We start from the raw sequence: 24586 nt of genomic DNA, 5'->3' as shown, positions 1-24586 counted from the left end.
TGCGGCCGTGATATCGCCGGCGCCATCGTTTTCCGCCATCGCACTACCCCGCTGATGTGGCAGCCGTGACTACCGTCTCGTCAGCGCCGCTCGAAATGCTGGTAGTCCACCGGCGATTTCCAGTTGCCGCCCCAGCGCCAGCCGGCGTCGGTGAAGACGCGCACCGCCGGGTCCCCGGGGTGCAGCAGACCAGGCTCGATCCGGTGGCGGTCCAGGTAGACCTTGGCGTTCTTGGGCTCGAATCTGCCGCGGTCGACCGAGGGGTTCAGCAGCGGGTTGATGTCGATAGCCCGGCCGTAGGCGTGCTGTGCCCAGTTGCCCGAACCCGGAACGCGCCGGCAGTTGAAGGCCGAGGTGTTGTTGTCCTCCATCGACAATTCATCGTCGCCGCCGCGGTAGTTCGTGACCGACCGCATCTTCTCGATCGGGAAGTTCAGCCGGTACAGCCGCTCGAATATGGCGATGACCTGCGGAACCAGTTCCTGGTGCACGATCAGCTCGCCGCGGTGCGCATTCGCGTCGAAGCCGAGGTGAGTCACGGTGACGCGCCGCAGTTGCGCCGGGGTGACCGGGCAACCGGGGCGCCAGGTGGCGCCGAGCTCGGCGGCCGTGACGGCGGTGACGGCCGCGGGTGCCGGTGGCGCCGTGCTGGACGGCGGGGGCGGCGCGGGCGGGGCGGCCGACTCGGCCGGCGAAGGCGCACCGGTGCACTGCGGCAGCAGTCCGCACACCGCGATCGCCGACAGCAGCCGGATACTTCGGCGGCCGGTGCTCGGCCCGGCCGGAGGACTCAGCCGTCGACCCATTGCCGCTGCCGCGCAGTGCGTTCGGTGAGAGCGGTCAGCTGGTCGGCGACCCGCGCCGGTGCGGTGCCACCGCGGGCGTCGCGGGAGGCCACCGAACCTTCGACGGTGAGCACCTCGCGCACCTGCGGGGTCAGCTCAGAACTGATGGCGGCCAGTTCGGCATCGGTGAGTTCGTCGAGGCCGACGCCGCGCTGCTCGGCGGCCTTGACCGCAGCGCCCGCCGCCTCGTGTGCGACCCGGAACGGAACGCCTTGCCGCACCAGCCATTCGGCGATGTCGGTGGCCAGGGTGTAGCCGGCCGGCGCCAGCTCGGCCATCCGCTCGGTGTCGAAGCGCAGGGTACCGACCAGCCCGGCCATCGCCGGCAGCAGCAGTTCCAGCTGGGCCGCCGAGTCGAACACCGGCTCCTTGTCCTCTTGCAGGTCCCGGTTGTAGGCCAACGGCTGGGCTTTCAGCGTCGCCAACAGGCCGGTGAGGTTGCCGATCAACCGGCCGGACTTGCCGCGGGCCAGCTCGGCGATGTCGGGGTTCTTCTTCTGCGGCATGATCGAGCTGCCGGTCGACCAGGAGTCGTGCAGCACCGCGTAGCCGAATTCCGTTGAGCTCCAGAGGATGATGTCTTCGGCCAGCCGGGACAGGTCGACGGCGATCATCGCGAACACGAACGCGCCCTCGGCGGCGAAGTCGCGTGCGGCGGTGGCATCGATCGAGTTGTCCGCGGCGGCGGTGAAGCCGAGCTCGGCGGCGATGGCATCCGGGTTCAGACCCAGCGACGAACCGGCCAGCGCCCCCGATCCATACGGCGAGACCGCCGCGCGGGCATCGAAGTCGATGATGCGGTCCACGTCGCGCAGCAGCGGGTGGGCGTGAGCGAGCAGGTGGTGCGCCAGCAGCACCGGCTGGGCGGACTGCAGGTGCGTCTTGCCCGGCATGATCGCGCTCGGGTGAGCGGCGGCCTGGTGCGCGAGCGCGTCGACCACGTCGAGCACCCCGGCGGCCACCCGCCGGACCGCGTCGCGCAGCCACATCCGAAACAGCGTGGCCACCTGGTCGTTTCGTGACCGCCCGGCGCGCAGCCGGCCGCCCAGCTCGGCGCCGACCCGGTCGATCAGGCCGCGTTCCAGCGCGCCGTGCACGTCCTCGTCGGTGACCAGCGGGCCGAAGCTGCCGTCGGCGACGTCAGCGCCGAGGTTGTCCAGACCGGCGAGCAGACCGTCGCGTTGTTCGTCGCTGAGCAGCCCGGCGTCGTGCAGCACCTTCGCGTGCGCCTTGGACGCGGCGACGTCGTAGGGGGCCAGCACCCAGTCGAAGTGGGTGGATTTGCTCAGCGCGGCCAGTGCGTCCGACGGGCCTTCGGCGAACCGCCCACCCCACAGGGATCCCTCGTTGGTGCTCATGCGGTCACCTTTCTCCGGCGAGAAGACGCGAAAGCCCTTAAATCCGCTCCTCTGAGGGGGCTTTCGCGTCTGCTCGCGGTCAAAAATGTCAGCCCAGGTCCCGGCGGGCAGAGATCTTCGAGCTCAGCCCGTGGATCTCGACGAACCCACGCGCGGCGGTCTGGTCGAAGGTGTCGCCCTCGTCGTAGGTGGCCAGGTTGAAGTCGTACAGCGACTCCGCGCTGCGCCGGCCGTTCACCGCGATGTGCCCACCGTGCAGCACCAGCCGCACCTCACCGGACACGTGCTGCTGGGTGTGCGCCACAAACGACTCCAGGGCCGACTTCAGCGGCGAGTACCACAGGCCGTCATACACCAGCTCGGCCCACTTCTGGTCAGTGTGCCGCTTGAACCGGCCCAGCTCGCGCTCCAGGGTGACGTGCTCGAGCTCGGTGTGCGCCGTGATCAGCACCATGGCACCGGGCGCCTCGTAGATCTCGCGGCTCTTGATGCCCACCAGCCGGTCCTCGACCACGTCCAGGCGGCCCACGCCCTGGGCGCCGGCGCGCCGGTTGAGCTCCACGATGGCCTCCAGCACCGACACCGGCTTGCCGTCGATCGAGACCGGGACCCCGCGCTCGAAACCGACGATCACCTCGTCGGGGGTGTTCCAGTTGACCGTCGGGTCCTCGGTGTAGTCGTAGACGTCCTTGGTCGGCGCATTCCACAGGTGCTCGAGGAACCCGGTCTCCACCGCCCGGCCCCACACGTTCTGGTCGATGGAGAACGGCGAGCGCTTGGTGACGTTGATCGGGATGTCGTTCTCCTCGGCGAACGCGATCGCCTTCTCCCGGGTCCAGGCGTAGTCGCGGACCGGGGCCAGCACCTTGAGATCCGGTGCCAGCGAGGCGAATCCGACCTCGAAGCGGACCTGATCGTTGCCCTTGCCGGTGCAGCCGTGCGCGACGGTGCCGCCGCCGTGTTCACGGGCCGCGGCCACCAAGTGCTTGACGATCAGCGGCCGGCTGATCGCCGAGACCAGCGGGTAGCGGTCCATGTAGAGCGCGTTGGACTGAATGGTGGGCAGGCAGTAGCCCTCGGCGAACTCGTCGCGGGCGTCGACCACGACGGCTTCGACGGCACCGCAGTCCAGGGCCCGCTGGCGCACCAGTTCCATGTCCTCGCCGCCCTGGCCGAGGTCGATGGCGACGGCGACGACCTCGCGGCCGGTCTCCTTGCCGATCCAGCTGATCGCCACCGAGGTGTCCAGGCCGCCGGAATACGCCAGGATGACGCGTTCGGACATCGAGATTCTCCTTGCTTCGTGCTGTATCTACTGCAGGTCTTTGAGGGTGGCGGCGAGTTCGGCGCCGGTCATCGGCTCGCGCGCTGCCACGAAGATGGTGTCATCCCCGGCGATGGTGCCGACGACGTACGGTAGCGCGGCCCGGTCCAGGGCGCTGGCCAGGTAGTCCGCCGCGCCGGGCGGGGTGCGCAGCACCGCGAGGTTTCCGGTGGCGTCGGTGGACACCAGCAGCTCCCCCAGCAGCCGGCACAGCCGGTCGGTGCCGCCGGACAGTCGCATCGGGTTGCCGTCCTCGGGGATGACGTACCCGCCGGCTCCTCCATCGGGGCCCCGCAGCTTCACCGCGCCGAGTTCCTCCAGGTCCCGCGACAGCGTGGCCTGGGTGACCTCGATTCCGTCGGCGGCCAGCAGCGCGGCCAGCTCGGTCTGGCTGCGCACCGCTTCGGCGGACAGCAGCTCCCGGATGCGGGCTTGACGGCCCACCCGCGTGACGGAGCTGTCCGGCCGGCTCATCGCGACCGTTCCAGCAACCACACCAACAGCGCCTTCTGCGCGTGCAGCCGGTTCTCGGCCTCGTCCCACACCGCGCTGCGCGGCCCGTCGATTACCGCGTCGGTGATCTCGTCGCCGCGGTGCGCCGGAAGGCAGTGCAGCACAGTGACTTCCGAATCAGCGAGCGCGACGAGTTCGTCGTTGATCTGGTAGGGCCGAAACGGCGCGACCCGGTCCAATCCGTCGTCTTCTTGGCCCATCGAGGTCCAGGTGTCGGTGACCAACACATCGGCGCCGCGAGCCGCCTGGGCCGCATCGGTGGTGACGGTGACCGAGGCGCCGGTGTCGGCGGCGCGCTGCTCCGCGGCGGCGACGACGGCGGGATCAGGTGTGAAGCCGTCCGGTGCGGCGACGGTGACGTGCAGTCCGGCGGTGACGCCGCCGAGCATCAGTGAGTGCGCCATGTTGTTGGCCCCGTCACCGAGATAGGTCAGCGTCAGGCCTTTGAGGGCACCCTTGCGTTCGGCGATGGTCTGCAGATCGGCCAGCACCTGGCAGGGGTGGAACTCGTCGGAGAGCGCGTTGACGATCGGGACGGCTGCCGTGCCGGCCATTGCGGTCAGCCGCTCCTGGGCGAAGGTGCGCCACACGATGGCATCGACGTAGCGCGACAACACCCGCCCGGTGTCCTCCAGGGTTTCGTCGCGGCCCAGCTGGGTGGACCGGCCGTCGACGACGACGGCGTGCCCGCCCAGTTGGGCGATACCGATCTCGAACGAGAACCGGGTGCGGGTGGAGTTCTTGTCGAAGATCACCGCGACCCCGCGCGGCCCCTCCAGCGGCCGCCGGCTGAACGGCTGCGCTTTCAGTTCGGCTGCCAAGGACAGGATTTCGGCCTGCTCGACCGGGCTGACGTCGTCGTCGCGCAGGAAGTGGCGGATCATTGCCCGGCCTCCTGGGCGGTGTCGAGCACCGCCGGCAGCACGGTGAGGAAACCGTCAACCTGCTCTTCGGTGATGATCAGGGGCGGGGCCAGCCGCACCACGCCCGGTGCGGCGGCGTTGACCAGGAACCCGGCGTCGCGGGCCGCGGCCTCAACGGCTTTGGCCGCCGGTGCGGTCAGCACCACGCCCTGCAGCAGGCCCTTGCCGCGGACGTGGTCGACCAGCGGATGGTGCAGTTCCTCGATGCCGTGGCTCAGTGACTTGCCGAGCATCCCGGCCCGGGCGATCAGATCCCCGTCGGCTAGCGCCCGCAGCACTCCCAGCGCGGCCGCGGTGCAGATCGGGTTGCCGCCGAAGGTGCTGCCGTGGGCGCCCGGGGTCAACAGGTCACCGGCGGCGCCGACGGCCAGGCAGGCGCCGATCGGCAGGCCACCGCCGAGGCCCTTGGCCAGCGTGACGATGTCGGGGGTAATGCCGTCGTGCTGGTGGGCATAGAACGCCCCGGTGCGCCCGACGCCGGTCTGCACCTCATCGAACACCAGCAGCGCCCCATGGGCGGCGGTGATGCCGCGGGCCTCGGCCAGGTAGCCGGCCGGCGGGACGACGACGCCGCCCTCGCCCATGATCGGTTCCAGGAAGACCGCCGCGGTGGTCGCATCGACGGCGTCGGCAAGCGCTTTGGTGTCCCCGTAGGGCACGAAGGTGATCTCGCCCGGCAGCGGCTCGAACGGGGCCCGCTTGTCAGGCTGGCCGGTCAACGCCAGTGATCCCATGGTCCGGCCGTGGAATCCTCCTTGGGCGGCAACGATCCTCGTCTTCCCGGTGAGCCGGCTGATCTTGAAGGCGGCCTCGTTGGCCTCGGCGCCGGAGTTGCAGAAGAAGACCCGTGCGGGCGCCCCCAAGTGGTCGGTCAGCGCTTCGGCCAGCGCAATACCCGGTTCGGTGGCATACAGATTCGAGGCGTGCCCCAGGGTGTTCAGCTGGCTGGTGACGGCCTCGATCACCGCCGGGTGCCGGTGGCCGAGCACGTTGACCGCGATGCCGCCGAGCAGGTCGAGGTAGCTCTTTCCGGATTCGTCGGTGACCACCGCGCCGTCACCGCTGACCAGCGCCAGCGGCGGCGTGCCGTAGTTGTTCATCATCACCGCAGACCAGCGATCCTGCAGGCCTGTCATGGGTTCACCACCTTGGTTCCGGTGCCGGCGTGGGTGAACAACTCGACCAGTACGCAGTGTTCGACCCGGCCGTCGATGATGTGGGCGCTGGGCACCCCACCGCGAACGGCACGCAGGCAGGCTTCGACTTTGGGAATCATCCCGGATTCCAGCTTGGGCAGCAGCTGCTCCAACGTGGTGGTGTCGATCTCGCTGATCAGCGAATCGGTGTCGGGCCAGTCGGTGTAGAGGCCTTCGACGTCGGTGAGCACCAGCAGTTTCTCGGCCCGCAGAGCTTCAGCCAGGGCGGCCGCGGCGGTGTCGGCGTTGATGTTGTGCACCACGCCGTCGGCGTCGGGCGCCAGCGTGGAGACCACCGGAATCCGGCCCGCGGCAATCAGATCCAGCACCGCAGCGGTGTTGACCTGGTCGACGTCGCCGACCAATCCGATGTCGGTGGCGACCCCGTCGACGGTGACACTGCGCCGCACCGCGGTGAACAGCGCGGCGTCCTCACCGGTGATGCCGACGGCGTAGGGCCCGTGGGCGTTGATCAGCCCGACGAGTTCCCGGCCCACCTGACCGAACAGCACCATGCGCGCCACGTCGAGCACTTCCGGTGTGGTGACCCGGAATCCGCCTTTGAAGTCGCCTTCGATGCCGAGCCGCTTGAGCATGGCGCTGATCTGCGGGCCGCCGCCGTGCACCACCACCGGCTGGATGCCGCAGTTGAGCAGGAAGGCCATGTCCGCGGCGAAGGCGTGCTTGAGGGTGTCGTCGGTCATGGCGTTGCCGCCGTATTTGACGACGACGATTTTGCCGTGCAGCTGCTGGAGCCAGGGCAGCGCTTCGGCCAGCACCTGGGCCTTGTCGTGTGTGGTCAGTTCGCTCATGAGCTATACGCGGAGTTCTCTTCGACGTAGGCGTGGGATAGGTCGGTGGTGCGCACGCTGGCGTGCCCGGTGCCCTGGTTCAGCTCGACGGTGACGTCGACGTCCGCGCCGGACAGGTCGACCTCGCGGGCACCGGGCATCGGCATGCCCTCGCTGAACACCGGGGAGCCGTTGAAGGACACCGTGATCCGGTTCGGGTCGATCGCGAACGGCACCATTCCCACCGCTGCCAGCACCCGGCCCCAGTTCGGGTCGGAGCCGAACAGTGCGGTCTTGACCAGGCTGTCGCGGGCGATGCACCGGGCGGCAACCAGCGCCTCGTCGTCGCCGCCGGCACCGGTGACGGTGATCGTGACCTTCTTGGTGACGCCTTCGGCGTCGGCCTGCAGTTGAGCGCACAGGTCATCGCAGGCGGCCAGCACCGCGGCGTCGAGATCGTCCTGGCTGGGCGTGATCTCGCTGGCGCCCGACGCCAGCAGCAGCACCGTGTCGTTGGTGGAGCAGCTGCCGTCGATGTCGAGGCGGTCGAAGGTCAGGGCGGCGGCCCGGCGCAGCGCGGTGTCGAGTGCGGCCGCGTCGGCCTTTGCGTCGGTGGTCAGCACCACCAGCATGGTGGCCAGCGAGGGGGCCAGCATGCCGGCGCCTTTGGCCATCCCACCCAGGGTCCAGTTGTTCTTGTGGTGCAGCGCAACCTGTTTGGGCACGGTGTCGGTGGTCATGATCGCCCGGGCGGCTTCATCGCCGCCGACCAGTCCCCCGGCCATCTCGTGCACCACTTCGGTGACCCCGGCCAGCAGCTTGTCCATCGGCAGCCGGTCGCCGATCAGCCCGGTGGAGCAGACCGCCACCTCGGCTGCCCCGGTGTCGGTGCCCCAATCGCTCAGCGCGGCGGCGACGGCTTCGGCGGTGGTGTGGGTGTCTTGGAAACCACCGGGACCGGTGCAGGCATTGGCGCCGCCGGAGTTGAGGATCACCGCCCGCAGCCGGCCGCCGGTGAGCACTTGTTGGCTCCACAGCACCGGCGCCGCCTTGACCTGGTTGCGAGTGAAAACCCCAGCGGCGCTGTAGTCCGGCCCCTCGTTGAACACCAGCGCGAGGTCCGGCGACCCGGAAGCCTTGATACCGGCGGCGATTCCGGCGGCCCGGAAACCCGCCGGCGCGGTAACACCCTGCTCGCGCAGCAGCCGCGTCTCGGTCACGGCGCCACCCCGACCACGGACAGCCCTTCGGCCTCCGGCCAGCCCAGCGCCAGGTTCATCGCCTGTACCGCGGCGCCGCCGGTGCCCTTGACCAGGTTGTCGATCGCGGAGATCGCGATGAACGTCGAGGCGTCTTCGTCCACGGCGATCGCCAGGTGAGCGGCGTTGCTGCCGATCACCGAGCCCGTCTTAGGCAGCTGGCCCTCGGGAAGCAGATGCACGAACGGCTCCGCCTGGTAGGCCTTTTCGTAGGCGGCGCGCAGCTTCGGCAGCGGCGTGGTGGTTTTGGCCGTGCAGGTGGCCAGGATCCCCCGAGAGGCCGGAATCAGCACCGGGATGAAGGAGACGGTGACATCGCGGTGGGTGACCGCCCGAAGGCCCTGGCCGATCTCCGGGGTGTGCCGATGGGCGCCGCCGATGTTGTAGGCGCGCGCCGAACCGATCACCTCCGAGCCGAGCAGGTCGACCTTGGCGGCCTTGCCGGCACCGGAGGTGCCGCTGACCGCGACCACCGTGACGTCGGATTCGACCAGGCCGGCGGCGACGGCCGGAAACAGCGCCAGCAGCGCCGCGGTCGGGTAGCAGCCCGGCACCGCGATCCGCCGGGCGTCCTTGAGCTGCTCGCGTACCCCGGGCAGCTCGGGCAGCCCGTAGGGCCAGGTCCCGGCGTGCGCGGAGCCGTAGAAGCGTTCCCAATCGGTCGGGTCGCCCAGCCGAAAGTCCGCGCCGCAGTCCACCACCAGGGTGTCGTCGTCGAGCTGTTCGGCCAGCATGGCCGAATGTCCGTGCGGCAGGCCGAGAAACACCACGTCGTGGCCGGCCAGGACATCGATCTCGGTCGGCTGGAGCACCCGGTCGGCCAGCGGCATCAGGTTGGGGTGCTGCTCGCCCATGGTGCTGCCGGCGTTGCCGGCGGCGGTCAGCGCCCCGATGGTCATCCGGCCGTCGGCATAGGCGGGGTGCCCCAGCAGCAGTCGCAGGATCTCACCGCCGGCGTACCCGCTGGCACCGGCCACCGCTACCTTGATCGCTTTGGTCACTGCGTGATTCTGCATGATTATGCGCGCAGACGCAAATTCATTATATGGGCTGCGCGAGCGGACGCGGGTTATGTCAGCCGCCACGGTACCTTGCAACGCGAACCCACCGGAGTACCTAACGTAGGCATTCAGACGAAGGGGACACCGTGAACACTGAAGACATCTGGCGAGCCGTCGACGTCGAGCGGCGCAGCCTGGTGGAGCTGTTGGAACACCTCACAGCACCGCAGTGGAGTCACGCCAGCCTGTGCCAGGGGTGGCAGGTCCGAGATGTGGTCGCCCATCTGGCCATCTCGGCCCACGCCCACGTCGGCCGAATCCTGGTAAGTCTGCTGCGGGCTCGCGGCAGCGTCGACCGCATGATGCTCGATACCGCGACTCGACACGCCGCCAAGACCGACGACCATGAGCTGCTCGCCGAGTTACGCAGCACCATCGGCTCACGCTTCACCGCCGTCAGCACCACCCCGATGGATCGACTGATGGATCTGCTGGTGCACGGCCAGGACATCGCGGTGCCACTCGGCCTGCAGCGCGAGATGCCCACGGATGCTGCGCAAGTGGCGCTCGAACGGGTCTGGAACCCGCGATTCCCCTTCTACGCGGCTACCCGGTTGGCGCCCTTCCGGTTGCGCGCGGTGGACACCGCTTGGACGGAGGGCTCCGGTCCGCTCATCGAAGGGCCGGTGTCGGCGCTACTCATGCTGGCAACCGGGCGCGACTCGGCCGCGCTGCCCCACCTCAGCGGCGAAGCCGCAGAGTCACTGCGAAACGGCTGACTGCTGGGGTCGGTTAGCTACCGGGGCCCGCATCGCGGTAGGCCTCCAGCAGCCGCAACCAGACTTCGCTGATTGTCGGGAAGCACGGCACGGCATGCCAGAGCCGGCTGATCGGCACCCGGCCGGCGACGGCGATGGTTGCGGAGTGCAGTAATTCGGCGACGCCGGGGCCGACGAACGTGACGCCGAGGAGGTACTGCTCATCGGTGTCGACCACCATCCGGGCTCGCCCGGTGTAGCCGTCGGCGTGCAGTTTGGCGCCCATCACCGCCTCGCCGATCTCGACGTCGACAGCCCGTACCCCATGCCCGGCCTGTTGCGCCTGCTCGGCGGAGAGCCCGACCGCGGCGGCTTCGGGGTCGGTGAAGAACACCTGCGGGACGGCGTGCTGGTCGGCGGTGGCGGCATGTGCGCCCCAGGGGGCGGTGTCCAACGGCTTGCCGGCCGCCCGGGCGCCGATGGCGTCACCGGCGATGCGGGCCTGGTACTTGCCTTCGTGGGTCAGCAGAGCCCGGTGATTGGCATCGCCGCACGCGTACAGCCAGCCGTCTCTCACCGCGCTCACCCGGCAGGTGTCATCGACGTCGAGCCAGTCGCCGGGCGTCAGGCCGACGGTTTCTAGACCGATGTCGTCGGTCAGGGGCGCGCGACCCGTGGCGAACAGCACCTCGTCGACTTCGAGCTCGCTGCCGTCGGTCAATTCGAGCCGCACCGGGCCGTCGGCGTCGGGGCGACGGAGCCGGGCGACCGAAACACCGGTCCGCAGCTCCACTCCCGCCTCGGTGAGCCCGCGAGCCACGTATTCGCCGACGAAGGACTCCATCCGCGGCAGCAGTCCCGACCCGCGAACCAACATCGTCACCGAGGCACCCAAACCCTGCCAGGCGGTGGCCATTTCGGCGCCCACTCCCCCGCCCCCGACGACGGCGAGGCGACCCGGTACCGAACTGGAGTCGGTGGCTTCACGGTTGGTCCACGGCCGAGCCTCGGCCATGCCGGGAAGGTCCGGAAGCGCCGCGCGGGTGCCGGTGCAGATCACGACGGCATGCCGGGCGCTCAGCGTCATGACCTCGCCGCCGGGCGTGGTGACCGCCACCCGTCGTGGCCCGGCCAGGCGCCCGTGGCCGCGCACCAGCGTCGCGCCGATGCCGGCCACCCAGTCCGCCTGGCCGGCGTCGTCCCAATGGCTCACATACCGATCGCGACGGCGGAATGTCTCGCCGGCGTCGAGGGCGCCGTTGACCGCTTCGCGTGCGCCGGACACCCGGCGGGCGTCATCGAGCGCGAGCACCGGTCGCAGCAGTGCCTTGCTGGGAACGCAGGCCCAGTAGGAACATTCGCCGCCGACGAGTTCGCGCTCGACGATGGCCACAGTCAGTCCGGCGGCCCGGGCGCGGTCGGCGACGTTCTCGCCGACCGGTCCGGCCCCGAGTACGACGACGTCGTAGGTTTCGGTCATCGCGGCGAATCCTTTCGGAGGGACTGGCGAGCAAGCTGCGAGTCGACGCGGCGAAGCCCGCCAGTGCGGATTCGAGCAGAACGTGGCCGCCGTGGCGTCGGCCGTCGCGTTCGGGGTCTATCCCAGCATGGACGGCCGGGGGGCGCCACAGTTCGCGTGCGCGATTTGTTCCGGGAACGCCAGCCTCATCTGACGTGCAGAGATACAGATTGTAGCCCTTATCCCCGTGCAGAACCGACTACAATCCGCACCATGGGAACATTAACGATCCGCACTGATAGCGAGGTGGAGCGGGCATTGGCTGCGCTGACCAGCGAGGGACGCTCGCGATCAGAAGCAGCCCGCGCGGCAATCCTGGATGCCGAACGCGCCCGCCGCCGGGAACGCATGCGCGCCGAAGCCGACGAACTGCGCAACGACCCCGACGATGTCGCCGCTTCGCGCGAACTGGCGGCAGAGATGGACGACCTCCGTGCGTGGTGACGTCTATCGCTTACGGGCACCCAAGGATGCGCGCGGCCATGAGCAGTCGGGGTCGCGTTACGCGGTCGTGGTGCAATCCGACGATCTCCCGCTATCGACGTGGATCGTCGCGCCAACGTCGACCGGCCGCCGCGCAGCCTCGTTCCGCCCAGAGATCGAGATCGGCAGCGGCACAACGCGCGTCCTCGTCGAACAACTCACCGTGATCGACCCACAGCAGCGGCTCGGCGAGTTTGTCGGGCGGTTGAGCACAAGCGAGCTGCAGGACGTCGACACCGCGCTCCGAGCGGTGCTGGCGCTGGACTGAGATTAAGCACGCAGGACCGCGCCGACGCGCTCGGCCGCACACGCCACCGCCGCATCGCGAGCCGCGCTGGCCTCGTCCTCGGTCAGGGTGCGATCGGTGGCCCGGAAGCGCAGCGCGAACGCCAGCGACTTGCGGCCGTCGGCGACCTGCGGGCCGGTGTAGACGTCGAACAGGGCGATGTTCTCCAGCAGCTCGCCGGCGCCGTCGCGCACCGCATCGGCCACCGACGCCGCCGTCACCTTCTCATCGACCACCAGCGCGACGTCCTGGAACACCGCTGGGAACGGCGAGACCCGCGGCGCGGGCAGCGACTGCGCAATCGGAATGGCATCCAGGTTCAACTCGACCGCGCAGGTGGCCTTGGGCAGCCCGGCGCGTTCGATGACGGCCGGATGCAGCTGGCCGGCGTGACCGATCACGGTCTCACCGATCAGCACCTCGGCGCAGCGACCCGGATGCCACGGCAGGTACGCCCCAGCCCGCAGCGTGACCTCCACGCCGCTGGCGCGGGCGATGGTGCGGGCGGCCTCGATGGCGTCGGCGGCCTCCACCGGCCGGCCCGGACCCCACGGCCCGCGCGGCTCGGCCAGACCGGTCAGCGCGACCGCGATGTGCTGCGGCTGACGCGGCAGGGCGTCGTCGATGGCCGCGATCTCGGCGTCGGTGGGACGACGATCCACTGCGACGCCCGGCAGATCGGTCGAGCCGCCAGCGCGCTGCACCACCTGGGCGATGGCGAACAGGGCGACGTCGCCGATGCCGCGGGATACGTTGCGCCCCAATGCTTCGAGCAGGCCGGGCAGCAGCGTGCTGGCCAGTTGCGGACGGTCGGCCTCCAGCGGGTTGAGCACCGAGACAGTGGCGCGGCGCGGGTCGTCGTCGGCCAGGCCCCAAGTGTCGAACACCCCGGCCGGCAGGAACGGCGTGGGCAGCACCTCGACGTAGCCGGCCAGCGCCAGCGACTTGCCGATCGCGCGGCGACGCCGCTGGGTGTCGGTCAGGCCGCGCCCGGCCGGTGCGGCGGGCAGCACCGACGGGATGGACTCCAGGCCCTCCAGGCGCAGCACCTCTTCGACCAGGTCGGCGGGCTGGCGCAGATCCGGGCGCCAGCTGGGCGGGGTGACGGTCATAACGGCGCCGTCATCCGTTACCGCGCAGCCGATCTGGGTCAGCCGCCGCGCCGTGGTGCCGGCGGGATAGTCCACTCCGGCGGTGCGATCCGGCAGGTCGGCGGTGATCTCGATCGGCGCCGGGTTCCAGTGCTCGACGGGCGGGTCGCCGCGCCAGTCGGTCAGGGTGGGTTCGACGACTCCCCCGGCGATCTCGGCCAGCAGCGCCGCGCAGCGATCCAGCACGGCCACCGAGATGGCCGGATCGACGGAGCGTTCGTAGCGCCGTGCCGCCTCGCTGGGCAGGTGCAGCCGCCGCGCGGTCCGCGACACCGCTGCGGGATCCCAGATCGCGGCCTCCAGCAGCACGTCGGTGGAGTCGTCGCGCATTTCGGTGCTGCCCGAGCCCATCACGCCGCCGATGGCGGCGGTGGCGACATCGTCGACGATCAGCACGTCGGCCGGGTCCAGCTTGCGTTCGATGTCATCAAGGGTGGTGACGGTCTCGCCGTCCCGGGCGAAGCGCACGCCGAACCCGCCGGTGATCCGCGCCCGGTCGTGGGCGTGCATCGGGTGTCCGAGTTCGACCATCACGTAGTTGGTGGCATCGACGGCCGGGGAGATCGCCCGGATGCCGCAGAGCAGCAGCCGCCGCTGCAGCCACCACGGCGATACCGCCGCCGGGTCGATACCGGTGACCGGGCGCAGCGCGAACCGGCGCACCCCGGTGTCCGGTTGCACGTTCAGCGGCCACGCCTCACCCTCGGCGGGCAGCGCCGGAACCGCGGCAGGGTCGGCGAAGTCGATGTCCAGCGCGCAGGCCAGATCGCGTGCCAGGCCGCGCACCGACATGCAGTAGCCCCGGTCGGGGGTGATGGCCAGCTCGAACACCACATCGTCGAGACCGAGCACCTCGGCGGCGTCGGCGCCCGGCTCGGCGGTGCCCTCGGGCAGCACCAGGATGCCGGAATGGTCGGTGCTCAACCGTATTTCGGATGCCGAGCAGATCATCCCGTCCGAGGTGCGCCCGTAGGTCTTGCGGGTGGCGATGGCGAAGTCACCGGGCAGCACCGCGCCGGGCAGTGCCACCGCGACCAGGTCGCCGACCACGAAATTGGTGGCGCCGCAAACGATGTCACGCGGCTCGGCTTCGCCGACGTCGACGCGGCAGGCCCGGATCGGCTTCTTGAACTCGGTGAGTTCTTCGATCTCCACGACGCGGCCGACCTTGAACGGCCCGGTGACCGGGCCCAGGGTGTGCACGCCTTCAACCTCGTGACCGACCCGCAGCAGGGCCTGCTCCATCTCGGGCGCGGAAAGGTCGAAGTCCGGTGCGCCCGCAGTCAAGGCTTCACGCAGCCAGCTGTAGGGAATGCGCATCAGGCACCCGCCCCGAACGGCAGGGAGAACCGGACGTCGCCCTCGACCATGTCGCGCATGTCGGGAATGCCGTTGCGGAACTGCAGGGTTCGCTCCAATCCCATGCCGAACGCGAACCCGGAGTATTCGTCCGGGTCGATGCCCACGGCGCGCAGCACGTTGGGGTGCACCATCCCGCAGCCGCCCCACTCGACCCAGCCGGCGCCGCCCTTGCGGCCCTCGAACCAGATGTCGACCTCGGCGGACGGCTCGGTGAACGGGAAGAAGTGCGGCCGGATGCGGGTCTTGGCGGCCGGCCCGAACTCGGATTGCGCGAAGGCGTCCAGGGTGCCGCGCAGGTGCGCCATGGTCAGGCCGCGATCCACCGCGAGCCCCTCGACTTGGTGGAACACCGGGGTGTGGGTGGCGTCGAGCTCGTCGGTGCGGAAGGTGCGCCCGATCGAGACGACGTAGACCGGCAGTTCGCGGGCCAGCAGCGCGCGGATCTGCACCGGGGAGGTGTGGGTGCGCAGCAGTTGGCGCGATCCGGCCGGGGCGATGTGAAAGGTGTCCTGGTCGCTGCGCGCCGGGTGGTCGACGGGAAAGTTCAGCGCGTCGAAGTTGAAGTGCTCGGCTTCGACCTCGGGGCCCTCGACCACTTCCCAGCCCATCGCGATGAAGGTGTCGGCGACGTGTTCGGCCAGCATCGTGATGGGGTGGCGGGCGCCGACGGGCCGGCGCGCCGAGGGCAGCGTGACGTCGATGCTCTCGGCGGCCAACACGGCGGCGTCGCGTTCGGCGCGCAGGGCCGCCAGCCGCTCGTCGTAGGCGCGCTGGGCGTCGGTGCGGGCGGCGTTGACGCGCTTGCCAGCGTCGGCGCGGTCGGCCTTGTCCAGTTTGGCCAACGCCTGGCGGGCCAGGGCCAGCGGCGCCCGGTCACCGAGATGCTCGGTTTTGGCGTGCGCCAGTGCGTCCAGGTCGGCGGCGGCGTCGAAGGCGTTCTGCGCTGCCTGCAGCGCCGAATTCAGGGTCGCGTCGGAGACGACGGACGGGTCGACCGGTTGTTCGCCCACGCGACGAGACTCCCCCTACTGGCTGTGACTTTGGTTGAGACGCAAGCGTCGATCTTATCGACACGACGGCGAAAGCCCCGCACGTGGTGTGCGGGGCTTTCGGCCGTTGGGTTAGCTACCGGCTGGGGGCTCCGGATCGGGCGTTGCCGTGGGCACGGCGCCTTCGCTGCCGGCGGTGCCTTCGCCACCCGCGGTTCCGGTCGGAGCGGTCGGCTTGTCGGGCGTGTCGGCCTTCTCGGAGCCGGCGCTACCGCCGGTACCGCCGGTACCACCGGCGCCGCCCTTGATCTTGTCGACGCCATTGCCGCCGTTGCCGCCGTGGCCACCGTCGCCGCCGGTGCCTGGGTCGTCCTTGTCGGTGCTGCTGCCGCCGTTGCCGCCGTTGCCGCCGTTGCCGACGGTCACCGCCTGGCCGTTGGTCGGAGCGGTGCCGACGGTGAGCTTGCCGCCCTGTCCGCCGTCGCCGCCTTTACCGCCGTCGCCGGTGGCACTGTTGCCGCCGGCACCGCCGGCACCGCCGTCGTGAGCACGCCAGGTCGCGTCGCCGCCCTTTCCACCGTTACCGCCGGCGCCACCGTCACCGGTGGTGCCGGTGCCGCCGGCCCCGCCGGCGCCACCGGTGCCGCCGGAGCTGAACACGTTACCGCCGGTCGCGCCGTTCTCAGCGTCGCCGCCAGCTCCGCCGTCGCCACCGGTCGCACCGTTACCGCCGGCGCCGCCCTTGCCTCCGCTACCGCTGAAGGCGAGGATCTGGCCCTTGCCAGCCAGGTCGCCGCTGGCGTCGTTCCAGCCGGAGGCCTTGGCACCGTCCCCGCCGGCACCGCCGTCGCCGCCCGTGCCGTCGTCGCTGGCACCGCCGGCGCCGCCGGCGCCGCCGCTACCAGCGGTGATGGTCCCTACACCGCCGTTGCCGCCATTGCCGCCATGGCCCCCATCGCCGGAGACGACGGGCGGAGCCTCGGTGTCACCGTCGCCGCTTTCGCCGTCGCCGCCGGTGCCTGCGTCGCTGTCACCATCGTCGGCGGCGGGGACGGTGGCCGCACCACCGGCGCCGCCGTTACCGCCGGCGCCGCCCCAGATAACCCGGGTCCCGGCGTCGCTGGCCGCGGCCCCACCGTCGCCACCGTTGCCACCGGCGCCGCCATTACCGGTGATGGCGGTACCGCCGGCACCGCCGTTTCCACCGGCGCCGGAGACGCCCAGGATGGTGCCGGAGGCGAACTTGTTCGCGAACCCGTCGATGCGCCAGGTGCCATCAGACTTCCAGCCGAGCGCGGCGGCACCTGCGCCGCCGTCGCCGCCCTTACCGCCGTTGCCGTCGGTGGCGGTGGCGGCGCCGCCCTTGCCACCGGCGCCACCGGTGCCGCCGTACTGGCTGCCCGCCGCTGCGTCACCGCCGTGGCCGCCGTTGCCGCCATCACCGCTCTCGGTGCCGCCGGCGCCGCCGTTACCGCCGGCCCCGCCATTGCCACCCGTCGTCGCTCTGGTGGTGTCAGTGTCAGGGTCGAAGAACGCCTTGCCGCCCTCGCCGCCCTGGCCGCCGTCGCCATGGACGCCGCCGGTGCCGCCGTCGCCGCCGGCGCCGCCGTTCCAGTGGGTCTCATCGCCAGCCGCGCCGTCGCCGCCGTTGCCGCCACGGACCCCGTCGGTGTTGGCGTCGTCGCCTGCCTTTCCAGCGGTACCGGCTTCGCCGCCCGTGCCACCGGTGCCGGCCGCCCCCGCGGCGCCGCCGTTACCCGCGGTACCGATGTCGCCGGCGTTGCCGCCCTTGCCACCGGAGCCGTAGCCGTACTGGCCCTTCTCATTCCAGTCGCCGTTAGCGCCATCGCCGCCGTTGCCGCCGGCGCCGGCGTTGCCACCGGCACCGCCGTTGCCGCCGTCGCCGTTAACACCGGACTCGGAGTCCCCACCCGCGCCGCCGGCGCCACCGTGACCACCGGTGAAGCCGTCGCCGCCGTTACCGCCGTTGCCGGTGCCGCCGTCTTCGAAGCTGCCCTCTGCGCCCGTTACACCGGTGCCGCCGTTGCCGCCGGCACCGCCATCACCGCCGAGACCGCCCGCACCGGTGCCGGCGCCCTTGCCGCCGGTACCACCGTCGCCGCCGTTACCGCCGTCGCTCGGCTTGGAGCCGTTGCCGTCGGCGCCGTTGCCGCCGTTGCCGCCGGCGCCACCGTTGCCATTGCTGCCGGCCCACGCGTCGCCGCCCTTGCCGCCGGTACCGCCATCGCCGCCGTAGGCACCATTGCCGCCGGTACCGCCGGCGCCACCATCGTTGTGCTGCGCGGTGCCAGCGGCGCCGTTACCGCCGCTACCACCCTTACTGGCCTCAGAGGGAGCCTTGCTGCCATCGGCGCCATCCGCGCCACTGCTTGCGCCCTCGCCGCCACCAGCGCCGCCCTTACCGCCCTGGCCGGCCTCTTCGCCGTTGGCGCCGGCCTGACCGCCATCACCGCCCTTACCATCGCCGTTGTTTGCCCAGGTGCCGTCCGCGCCCTTACCGCCGTCGCCACCCGCGCCGACCGCACCGCCGACGCCGCCGGCGCCACCGGCGCCATAAGTCCCATCGGTGCCGGTGTCGCTCTTGGCCTGACCGCCTACGCCGCCCTTGCCGCCCGTGCCGCCGTCGAAGCCGTTGCCGCCTTGGCCGCCATTGCCGCCGTCTGCGCCCGCAGCGGTGGCGTCAGCGCCGGCCTGTCCCTTGATCCCGTCGTGCCCGGCGCCACCGGCACCACCGACGCCGCCATTGCCGCCGTTGCCCGCGTCGGTACCACCGTCACCGCCGGCTCCGCCGACACCGCCCGTGCCGCCGACCGCGCCATCGTCAGTGCCACCGACACCACCGGCGCCACCGGTGCCACCCGTGCCGCCGTTGCCGATCTTGCCGCCGTCACCACCGGTGCCACCATTGCCGCCCGTGCCTGCGTCGTGCGTGGCGTCACCATTACCGCCTGCGCCGCCAGTACCGCCGGAACCACCGTTACCGGTCTCGCCACCACTGCCACCGGTGCCACCAGCACCGCCGGCGCCCGCAGCCTGGCCGTCGCCGGCGTCCACACCGGCGCCACCGGTTCCGCCCTTGCCGCCGTCGCCGTTGATGGTGCTGTCCGCGCCGGTCGCGCCCTTACTGCCGAGCATGCCGCCCGTACCGCCCGCGCCGCCCTTGCCGACCGCGCCGCCGTCGCCGCCGTTTCCACCGGTACCGCCGTTGGCATGCTCGGCATTACCCTCAGCGCCGGTGCCGCCCTGGCCGCCCGCGCCGCCGGCGCCGCCCTTGCCACCGGCACCGCCGCCGCCGAACATCGACTTGGTGGCGTTACCGCCTGCGCCGCCGTTACCACCGGCGTTGCCCGCATGGCCGTCACCGCCGACGCCACCGGTCTCCCAGTTGCCGGCGTCTCCGGTCGCACCGACCGTGCCCGCGCCACCAGCACCACCGGCGCCGCCGATCCCGAACAGCCAGCCCATGGCGTCGCCGCCGGTGCCGCCGTTTGCGCCGATGCCACCCGCACCACCGGCGCCGCCGATGCCCATGATGGTCCCGCCGGCACCACCGGTACCGCCGACCTGTCCGTCCCACCCGGCACCGCCGGCACCACCGTTGCCGAACAGCCCGGCCGCACCGCCGTCGCCAGCTTCGACACCGTCCGCTCCGGCGTAGCCCGCCCCGCCGGAGCCGAACCACAGTCCGCCGTCACCGCCGTCGACGTGGTCCGCAGTGCCGGCAGCGCCGTCGCCGAGGTAGAACTCGCCCTCGGGCGCCCAGCCGTTGATCATGTCAACGATCGATTTGTTAGCCGGGTTGTCGATCCAGGCATCGATCGACGAATACAGCGGCTGATAGAAGAACGTGTTGAACAGCGACGAGAGGTCAAAAGCGCTGGTGTCGGCCGCGATACCCGGGTCAGCCGATGAGTCGAACCAGGAGCTGATGTCCCAACCGCTGCTGTCCCAACCGCTCGAATCCCAGCCCACCGCGGAATCTGAGACCGGGTTGAACAGGTCGGTCAGCCAGTCGAAGTCAAGGTCGGCGTGCGCCGTGGGAGCCGCGGCCAGCGGGGCCATGCCGAACGCCAGGAATGCCGCCACCGCGCTACCTGCACCGATCAGCCGATTGTTGGCCCTGCGCCCACTATTCCGGCGCTGCTCCCGACCTGCCATGATTCCCCGCTTCTGCACTGAAGGCGACCTGTGTAGAACGCAACAAATTGTCGCGTGATTCACGCAGACTATTCCAAGGAACGGGGTTCCTCCACTCGACTGAGGGAATCCAGCCGGGCCACAACGAAGTTAACGCGCGATTACTCGGCGGCGGGAGGCTCGCTGCGGACCGCCTTGAGCCGATACATCACCAGATCGGGCGGGACACCGCTGCTCTTGGCCGCCAACACCTGCCGGCGGGCCCGCTTGACGACGGCACCCAATCCGTCCAAGTCAGCAGGGTCGATGCGCTCGATCGTCGCGCCGGACACCACGATTCCGCCCTTGACGGCCCGTTCCATCACCCGCGCGGCGATGTTGACGTCCACGCCGAGCCAGTCATCGGCCAGCCGCTGCGGACGGCCGGTGTGGATCCCGGCCCGCATCCGCGGGGTGAAGCCGTTGACCTCGACGGTTTCGATGGCTTCCTGAGCTTTGAGGACCGCGCTCACCGCGACCAGCGGATCGCGGAACACAGCCATGAGCCCGTCGCCCATCCGTTTGACGATGCGGCCGCCGGCATCCAGCAGGGGCGGTTCCACCGCCTGCGACACCCGCCGCAGCAGGGTGAGGGTGGCGTCGTCCCCGGACCGCAGCGACCACGTCGAGAAACCCACCAGGTCGGTGAAGACCAGCGTCGCCTCGGCGTTGGACGGCGCACGCGATATCCGCTCGTTCAGCGCCTGCCAGACCTGCAGAGCGCCCAGGCTGACTTCGCGGGACGCCGCGGAGCGGTCGCCCATCAGCCGGTCCGCGGCACGCGCGGCTGCCTGCGGCCCCCCGTCACCCGCCGTGGACAACGGGTCGCCGAACTCGGGGTCACCGGGCAGCGCCCGGCGCACCCGCCGCACCAGATCGATCACCCGGACATCGTTGGTTGTGCGGTTCAACCAGGCCGCGGCCTCCTCAAGGGAGAAGGAACGGCGGCGACCCGGGCCGGGTTGTTCTTCTATCTCCACCACCTCCTCGAGCTCGTCAGCCTGCCGACCGACCGGCTCGAGGTCCATGTGCCTCAGCGTAGGTGGCGGTTGTGGCCACCGGCAACGGCGGAGGCACGTGGCACGCGCCACGCTCGGCGATCAAGCCCGCGACGCGCCCTCGATACCGTAGACAACGCGTGTTGTCACAATTATGGTTGTGTCAGGTTCGCCAGACAGGAGACGTGATGACCGTTACTCCGACCACGTCAGCCGAGCGGGTGTCCGAGCCCGCGGAGCAGAGTGCCCCCTTGCCGACCTCGCCCAAACCCGCAGCGGCCGTCGAGCCCTTGAACTCCGATTCGCTGACCTGGAAGTACTTCGGGGACATCCGCACCGGAGTGATGGGCATGTGGATCGGCACCATCGAGAACATGTACCCGGGCCTGGGCGCCGGTGTGCAGGAGCACTCCAGCTTGTGGCGTGAGCCGCTGCAGCGGGTCACCCGGTCGGTATACCCGATCATGGGCGTGGTCTACGACGGGGTCCGCTCTCAGCACACCGGCGCGGCGATCCGCGACTACCACCGCGACATCAAGGGCACCGACGAGCAGGGCCGGCGCTATCACGCGCTGGACCCCGAGACCTTCTATTGGGCGCACGCGACGTTCTTCATGCTGATCATCAAGCTGGCCGAGTACTTCTGTGGCGGGCTGACCGAGGCCGAGAAGCACCAGCTCTTCGACGAGCACGTGCAGTGGTACCGGATGTATGGCATGAGCATGCGCCCGGTGCCCAAGACCTGGGAGGAGTTCTGCGAGTACTGGGACCGGGTCTGCGAAGAAGAACTGGAGATGACGCCGGCAGCGCAGGGCATCTTGGACATGCGCATCCCCAAGCCGTGGTTCGTCATGATGCCCACCGGCGTGTGGGACCAGATGTTCAAGCCGATGCTGGGCGCCCAGCGCTGGATCGCCGCCGGGCTGTTCGAGCCGGTGGTGCGGGAGAAGGCCGGTCTGCGCTGGTCGGAGGGCGACGAGGTGCTGTTCCGGCTGATCGGCAAGTTCAGCCAGCTCGCGTTCACCTTCGTCCCCGAGGAGATCCGGCTGCACCCGCGCGCCCTGGCCGGCTATCGCCGTGAACAGGGCAAGATCGCCGCCGACGCCCCGCTGGAAGAAGCACCGTGGCACACCGCGCCGCCCAAGGACCGCCGCACTAACGGGATGCACTACGTCCCGCCGCGGAAGATGAGCCTGATCGAGCGGGCCGGTTCACTGGTGCACAGCACCTTCTCGCTGGCCGGGGTACGACCGCCGCGGCCGCGACCACGGCCGAAAGCCGCCTAGGATCTGCGCTGCGCTCGCGCGCTCTGATATAGGCAGATCGCTGCTGCCGCAGCGACATTCAGGCTCTCTGCGCCGCCGGCCATCGGGATCCGTATCCGATGGTCGGCAGCGGCTGCGGCGGCGGCCGGCAAGCCTTGGGCTTCCGGACCGAACAGCCAGGCGGTGGGCGCCACCAGTACCGGATCGGCGTCGTCGAGGCACAGCTCGCCGTCCAGCGCCGTCGCCAGCACCTGCAGCCCCGCCTCCCCCAACGCCGCCATCACGGCATCGGTATCGGCAGCAACCACCACCGGGACGTTGAAGATGCTGCCCGCCGAGGAACGCAGGCACTTGCCGTTGTAGGGGTCGACGCTGTTGCCGGTCAAGACCACCAGCCCGGCTCCGGTGGCGTCGGCGATGCGGATCAGGGTGCCGGCGTTACCCGGCTCGCCGATTCCGACCGCCACGGCCACCAGCCGCGGCCCGTCGGCCAGCACGGCATGCAGGTCCGGCTCGGGAAGCGCACACACCGCGACCAGTCCGGCCGGGGTGACGGTGTCGGACAACGCTTTTGCCGCCCGATCGCTCACCAGGTGCACCGGGGCCGACGCAGCGCCCAGCAGTTCGCCGTGACGCTGCGCCGCCGACTCGGTGGCGAAGACCTCGACGAGCAGACCGCGACGGGACGCGGCCTCGATCAGATTGGGACCCTCCGCCAGGAAGCGCTGCTCGCGCTTCCTGGCGACATGCCGGTGCAGCTTGACCGCCGCGACCACGCGGGCCGAGCGTTCGGTCAGCATCGGCTCAGGGGTCAGGCGGCCTCGCCGGAGGGCGCGTTGACATCCTCGGGCAGCGCGGCCTTGGCGACCTCGACCAGCGCGGTGAACGCGGCCGCGTCGCTGACGGCGATCTCGGCGAGGTTCTTGCGGTCCACCTCGACGCCGGCGGCCTTGAGGCCCTGGATCAGGCGGTTGTAGGTGACGCCGTTGGCGCGGGCCGCCGCGTTGATCCGGGTGATCCACAGCTTGCGGAAGTCACCCTTGCGGGCGCGACGGTCGCGGTAGGCGTAGGTCAGCGAGTGCAGCTGCTGCTCTTTGGCCTTGCGGTACAGGCGCGACCGCTGGCCGCGGTAGCCTTTCGAGGCCTTCAGGATGGTGCGACGCTTCTTCTGGGCATTGACTGCCCGCTTCACGCGTGCCATGGGGTGTTCCTACTCTCGTTGGGGCGTAAGGGATTTGCGTTGCGTAAAGCGGCTGTCAGCCGTTCAGCATCTTGTTGACGCGCTTGGCGTCGGCAGCGGCCACCTCGGTGCGCCCGGCCAGGCGGCGAGTGCGGGTGCTCGGCTTGTGCTCGAGCAGGTGGCGACGGTTGGCCTTCTGCCGCACGATCTTGCCGGTGCCGGTGCGACGGAACCGCTTTGAAGCGCCACTGTGGGTTTTCGCCTTGGGCATGTTTCCTCAGTTCTGGTGTGGGGTCTTTAGTTTTCGGGTTTGGGCTCGGCCGCGTCCGCCGGGGCTTCCGGGGCGGGGGCGGGGGGCTTTGCGCCCGCGCCCGCATCTTCTGCGGCCTTGGCCCGGGTCTTCGCGCCGCGGTGCGGTGCCAGCACCATCGTCATGTTGCGCCCGTCCTGCTTGGCGGAGGTCTCGACGAATCCATACTCGGCGACGTCGGCGCCCAGCCGCTGCAGCAGGCGGTAGCCCAGCTCCGGCCGGGACTGCTCGCGTCCGCGGAACATGATCGTCACCTTGACCTTCGCCCCGGCTTCGAGGAAGCGGACCACATGGCCCTTCTTCGTCGCGTAGTCGTGGTCGTCGATCTTGGGGCGCAGCTTCTGTTCCTTGACGACGGTCTGCTGCTGGTTCTTGCGAGACTCGCGCTCCTTCTGGGCCGCCTCGTACTTGTACTTGCCGTAGTCCATGATCTTGCAAACCGGCGGTTTGGCAGTCGGGGCTACTTCGACAAGGTCGAGATCGGCATCCGCGGCGACGCGAAGCGCATCTTCGATGCGCACGATGCCTACCTGCTCCCCTCCCGGGCCGATCAAACGGACCTCAGGTACGCGAATGCGCTCGTTGACGCGGATCTCAGTGCTGATGGGACCTCCCTGGGTAGTCTTCCGGTCGCGGCCGCCGCAGTGCTCGTCCGGACGCAGCGGCGGAAGAAACCACCCACCAGCAAAAAAGCCCTGCACGAAGCAGGGCCCATACCGACCGATCGCGGCCCGATATCATCAGGCCGCCTGCGCGGTGCGCAGAGCAGACGATTTGCATCGCCTGCGACCGGACCACTGCGCCTACGGATTGCTCCTCGGCGAGTGGTGGGAGGGAACTCCACTTGCAGTCCTGGCGTACGCCGGGACGGTCGCGGC

The 24586-nt window shown here is 70.4% G+C and carries 22 protein-coding genes; 4 read left to right on the top strand and 18 right to left on the bottom strand.

Going from position 1 to position 24586, the window contains the following annotated elements; genetic code table 11:
* Positions 1-80 precede the first annotated feature (80 nt).
* The 9 genes from AC5Y31_RS06305 to argC all read right to left on the bottom strand — a co-directional run bounded on the left by AC5Y31_RS06305 (position 81) and on the right by argC (position 9225).
* On the bottom strand, positions 81-806 hold the full coding sequence (locus AC5Y31_RS06305) for a M15 family metallopeptidase (RefSeq protein ID WP_499978916.1): 726 nt from the start codon (positions 804-806) through the stop codon (positions 81-83).
* On the bottom strand, positions 791-2203 hold the full coding sequence (gene argH, locus AC5Y31_RS06300; RefSeq protein ID WP_499978913.1) for an argininosuccinate lyase: 1413 nt from the start codon (positions 2201-2203) through the stop codon (positions 791-793). Before argH ends, AC5Y31_RS06305 begins: the two co-directional genes overlap by 16 nt.
* Positions 2204-2291: 88 nt before the next feature.
* Entirely contained in the window at positions 2292-3488 is a 1197-nt protein-coding gene (locus AC5Y31_RS06295) for an argininosuccinate synthase (RefSeq protein ID WP_064855882.1), read from the bottom strand.
* Between the two features lie 27 nt (positions 3489-3515).
* Complete coding sequence (locus AC5Y31_RS06290; protein ID WP_065025494.1) at positions 3516-4001, bottom strand: arginine repressor; 486 nt, start codon at positions 3999-4001, stop codon at positions 3516-3518.
* Positions 3998-4924 carry an ornithine carbamoyltransferase gene (gene argF / locus AC5Y31_RS06285; protein ID WP_499978907.1) on the bottom strand — a complete coding sequence of 309 codons (927 nt, stop codon included), beginning with the start codon at positions 4922-4924 and terminating at the stop codon, positions 3998-4000. Before argF ends, AC5Y31_RS06290 begins: the two co-directional genes overlap by 4 nt.
* Positions 4921-6099 (bottom strand): acetylornithine transaminase, encoded by a 1179-nt coding sequence (locus AC5Y31_RS06280; protein WP_499978904.1) that lies wholly within the window; start codon positions 6097-6099, stop codon positions 4921-4923. Before AC5Y31_RS06280 ends, argF begins: the two co-directional genes overlap by 4 nt.
* Entirely contained in the window at positions 6096-6971 is an 876-nt protein-coding gene (gene argB / locus AC5Y31_RS06275; RefSeq protein ID WP_499978902.1) for an acetylglutamate kinase, read from the bottom strand. The genes AC5Y31_RS06280 and argB overlap by 4 nt, the downstream gene beginning before the upstream one ends.
* On the bottom strand, positions 6968-8170 hold the full coding sequence (gene argJ / locus AC5Y31_RS06270) for a bifunctional glutamate N-acetyltransferase/amino-acid acetyltransferase ArgJ (protein ID WP_065025490.1): 1203 nt from the start codon (positions 8168-8170) through the stop codon (positions 6968-6970). Before argJ ends, argB begins: the two co-directional genes overlap by 4 nt.
* Positions 8167-9225 (bottom strand): N-acetyl-gamma-glutamyl-phosphate reductase, encoded by a 1059-nt coding sequence (gene argC / locus AC5Y31_RS06265; RefSeq protein WP_301637068.1) that lies wholly within the window; start codon positions 9223-9225, stop codon positions 8167-8169. Before argC ends, argJ begins: the two co-directional genes overlap by 4 nt.
* A gap of 131 nt (positions 9226-9356) precedes the next feature.
* Here argC and AC5Y31_RS06260 point away from each other — a divergent pair, with 131 nt between their 5' ends.
* The gene (locus tag AC5Y31_RS06260; RefSeq protein ID WP_499978900.1) at positions 9357-9989 is read left to right on the top strand and encodes a maleylpyruvate isomerase family mycothiol-dependent enzyme; all 633 of its coding nucleotides are present in this window, start codon (positions 9357-9359) and stop codon (positions 9987-9989) included.
* 13 nt (positions 9990-10002) lie between these two features.
* Here the strand turns inward: AC5Y31_RS06260 and AC5Y31_RS06255 are convergent, their stop codons facing one another.
* Positions 10003-11448, bottom strand: coding sequence for a dihydrolipoyl dehydrogenase family protein (locus tag AC5Y31_RS06255; protein ID WP_499978899.1), 1446 nt, complete (start codon positions 11446-11448; stop codon positions 10003-10005).
* Positions 11449-11700: 252 nt separating this feature from the next.
* On the opposite strand from AC5Y31_RS06255, the gene AC5Y31_RS06250 reads away from it, so the two are divergent.
* Both AC5Y31_RS06250 and AC5Y31_RS06245 read left to right on the top strand, forming a co-directional pair.
* Complete coding sequence (locus AC5Y31_RS06250) at positions 11701-11931, top strand: hypothetical protein (protein ID WP_065025486.1); 231 nt, start codon at positions 11701-11703, stop codon at positions 11929-11931.
* Positions 11921-12238 carry a type II toxin-antitoxin system PemK/MazF family toxin gene (locus AC5Y31_RS06245; RefSeq protein WP_065025485.1) on the top strand — a complete coding sequence of 106 codons (318 nt, stop codon included), beginning with the start codon at positions 11921-11923 and terminating at the stop codon, positions 12236-12238. The genes AC5Y31_RS06250 and AC5Y31_RS06245 overlap by 11 nt, the downstream gene beginning before the upstream one ends.
* 2 nt (positions 12239-12240) lie before the next feature.
* Here the strand turns inward: AC5Y31_RS06245 and pheT are convergent, their stop codons facing one another.
* The 4 genes from pheT to AC5Y31_RS06225 form a co-directional block, all read right to left on the bottom strand.
* Positions 12241-14727: a phenylalanine--tRNA ligase subunit beta gene (gene pheT, locus AC5Y31_RS06240; protein ID WP_065025484.1), complete on the bottom strand. Its 2487-nt coding sequence runs from the start codon at positions 14725-14727 to the stop codon at positions 12241-12243.
* Positions 14727-15779 carry a phenylalanine--tRNA ligase subunit alpha gene (gene pheS / locus AC5Y31_RS06235; protein ID WP_499978897.1) on the bottom strand — a complete coding sequence of 351 codons (1053 nt, stop codon included), beginning with the start codon at positions 15777-15779 and terminating at the stop codon, positions 14727-14729. Before pheS ends, pheT begins: the two co-directional genes overlap by 1 nt.
* A gap of 111 nt (positions 15780-15890) precedes the next feature.
* Entirely contained in the window at positions 15891-19937 is a 4047-nt protein-coding gene (locus AC5Y31_RS06230; RefSeq protein ID WP_499978895.1) for a PGRS repeat-containing protein, read from the bottom strand.
* A gap of 140 nt (positions 19938-20077) precedes the next feature.
* Entirely contained in the window at positions 20078-20983 is a 906-nt protein-coding gene (locus AC5Y31_RS06225) for an adenylate/guanylate cyclase domain-containing protein (RefSeq protein ID WP_082966529.1), read from the bottom strand.
* Positions 20984-21141: 158 nt separating this feature from the next.
* On the opposite strand from AC5Y31_RS06225, the gene AC5Y31_RS06220 reads away from it, so the two are divergent.
* Positions 21142-22239, top strand: a complete 1098-nt coding sequence (locus AC5Y31_RS06220) for an oxygenase MpaB family protein (RefSeq protein ID WP_109470816.1) — start codon at positions 21142-21144, stop codon at positions 22237-22239.
* Here AC5Y31_RS06220 and AC5Y31_RS06215 read toward each other — a convergent pair.
* The 4 genes from AC5Y31_RS06215 to infC are packed head-to-tail and all read right to left on the bottom strand — an operon-like array spanning position 22236 to position 24313.
* On the bottom strand, positions 22236-23018 hold the full coding sequence (locus AC5Y31_RS06215; protein WP_499978893.1) for a TrmH family RNA methyltransferase: 783 nt from the start codon (positions 23016-23018) through the stop codon (positions 22236-22238). The genes AC5Y31_RS06220 and AC5Y31_RS06215 overlap by 4 nt on opposite strands.
* An 11-nt stretch (positions 23019-23029) precedes the next feature.
* Positions 23030-23419, bottom strand: a complete 390-nt coding sequence (rplT, locus tag AC5Y31_RS06210; RefSeq protein ID WP_013828758.1) for a 50S ribosomal protein L20 — start codon at positions 23417-23419, stop codon at positions 23030-23032.
* A 55-nt stretch (positions 23420-23474) separates the two neighbouring features.
* On the bottom strand, positions 23475-23669 hold the full coding sequence (gene rpmI, locus AC5Y31_RS06205; protein ID WP_013828757.1) for a 50S ribosomal protein L35: 195 nt from the start codon (positions 23667-23669) through the stop codon (positions 23475-23477).
* Between the two features lie 26 nt (positions 23670-23695).
* Complete coding sequence (gene infC, locus AC5Y31_RS06200) at positions 23696-24313, bottom strand: translation initiation factor IF-3 (RefSeq protein ID WP_301637159.1); 618 nt, start codon at positions 24311-24313, stop codon at positions 23696-23698.
* Positions 24314-24586 lie beyond the last annotated feature (273 nt).

Source organism: Mycobacterium sp. NGS18 (assembly GCF_059813185.1).
Note: the sequence above shows the minus strand (reverse complement) of the source record. Positions and strands in the feature narration are given on the sequence as shown.

What these genes read in the sequence shown, in the direction of transcription:
- AC5Y31_RS06305 (WP_499978916.1), bottom strand. Translation starts at nt 806, where the DNA reads ATGGGTCGACGGCTGAGTCCTCCGGCCGGGCCGAGCACCGGCCGCCGA.
- argH (WP_499978913.1), bottom strand. Translation starts at nt 2,203, where the DNA reads ATGAGCACCAACGAGGGATCCCTGTGGGGTGGGCGGTTCGCCGAAGGC.
- AC5Y31_RS06295 (WP_064855882.1), bottom strand. Translation starts at nt 3,488, where the DNA reads ATGTCCGAACGCGTCATCCTGGCGTATTCCGGCGGCCTGGACACCTCG.
- AC5Y31_RS06290 (WP_065025494.1), bottom strand. Translation starts at nt 4,001, where the DNA reads ATGAGCCGGCCGGACAGCTCCGTCACGCGGGTGGGCCGTCAAGCCCGC.
- argF (WP_499978907.1), bottom strand. Translation starts at nt 4,924, where the DNA reads ATGATCCGCCACTTCCTGCGCGACGACGACGTCAGCCCGGTCGAGCAG.
- AC5Y31_RS06280 (WP_499978904.1), bottom strand. Translation starts at nt 6,099, where the DNA reads ATGACAGGCCTGCAGGATCGCTGGTCTGCGGTGATGATGAACAACTAC.
- argB (WP_499978902.1), bottom strand. Translation starts at nt 6,971, where the DNA reads ATGAGCGAACTGACCACACACGACAAGGCCCAGGTGCTGGCCGAAGCG.
- argC (WP_301637068.1), bottom strand. Translation starts at nt 9,225, where the DNA reads ATGCAGAATCACGCAGTGACCAAAGCGATCAAGGTAGCGGTGGCCGGT.
- AC5Y31_RS06255 (WP_499978899.1), bottom strand. Translation starts at nt 11,448, where the DNA reads ATGACCGAAACCTACGACGTCGTCGTACTCGGGGCCGGACCGGTCGGC.
- AC5Y31_RS06250 (WP_065025486.1), top strand. Translation starts at nt 11,701, where the DNA reads ATGGGAACATTAACGATCCGCACTGATAGCGAGGTGGAGCGGGCATTG.
- pheT (WP_065025484.1), bottom strand. Translation starts at nt 14,727, where the DNA reads ATGCGCATTCCCTACAGCTGGCTGCGTGAAGCCTTGACTGCGGGCGCA.
- AC5Y31_RS06230 (WP_499978895.1), bottom strand. Translation starts at nt 19,937, where the DNA reads ATGGCAGGTCGGGAGCAGCGCCGGAATAGTGGGCGCAGGGCCAACAAT.
- AC5Y31_RS06225 (WP_082966529.1), bottom strand. Translation starts at nt 20,983, where the DNA reads ATGGACCTCGAGCCGGTCGGTCGGCAGGCTGACGAGCTCGAGGAGGTG.
- AC5Y31_RS06220 (WP_109470816.1), top strand. Translation starts at nt 21,142, where the DNA reads ATGACCGTTACTCCGACCACGTCAGCCGAGCGGGTGTCCGAGCCCGCG.
- AC5Y31_RS06215 (WP_499978893.1), bottom strand. Translation starts at nt 23,018, where the DNA reads ATGCTGACCGAACGCTCGGCCCGCGTGGTCGCGGCGGTCAAGCTGCAC.
- rplT (WP_013828758.1), bottom strand. Translation starts at nt 23,419, where the DNA reads ATGGCACGCGTGAAGCGGGCAGTCAATGCCCAGAAGAAGCGTCGCACC.
- rpmI (WP_013828757.1), bottom strand. Translation starts at nt 23,669, where the DNA reads ATGCCCAAGGCGAAAACCCACAGTGGCGCTTCAAAGCGGTTCCGTCGC.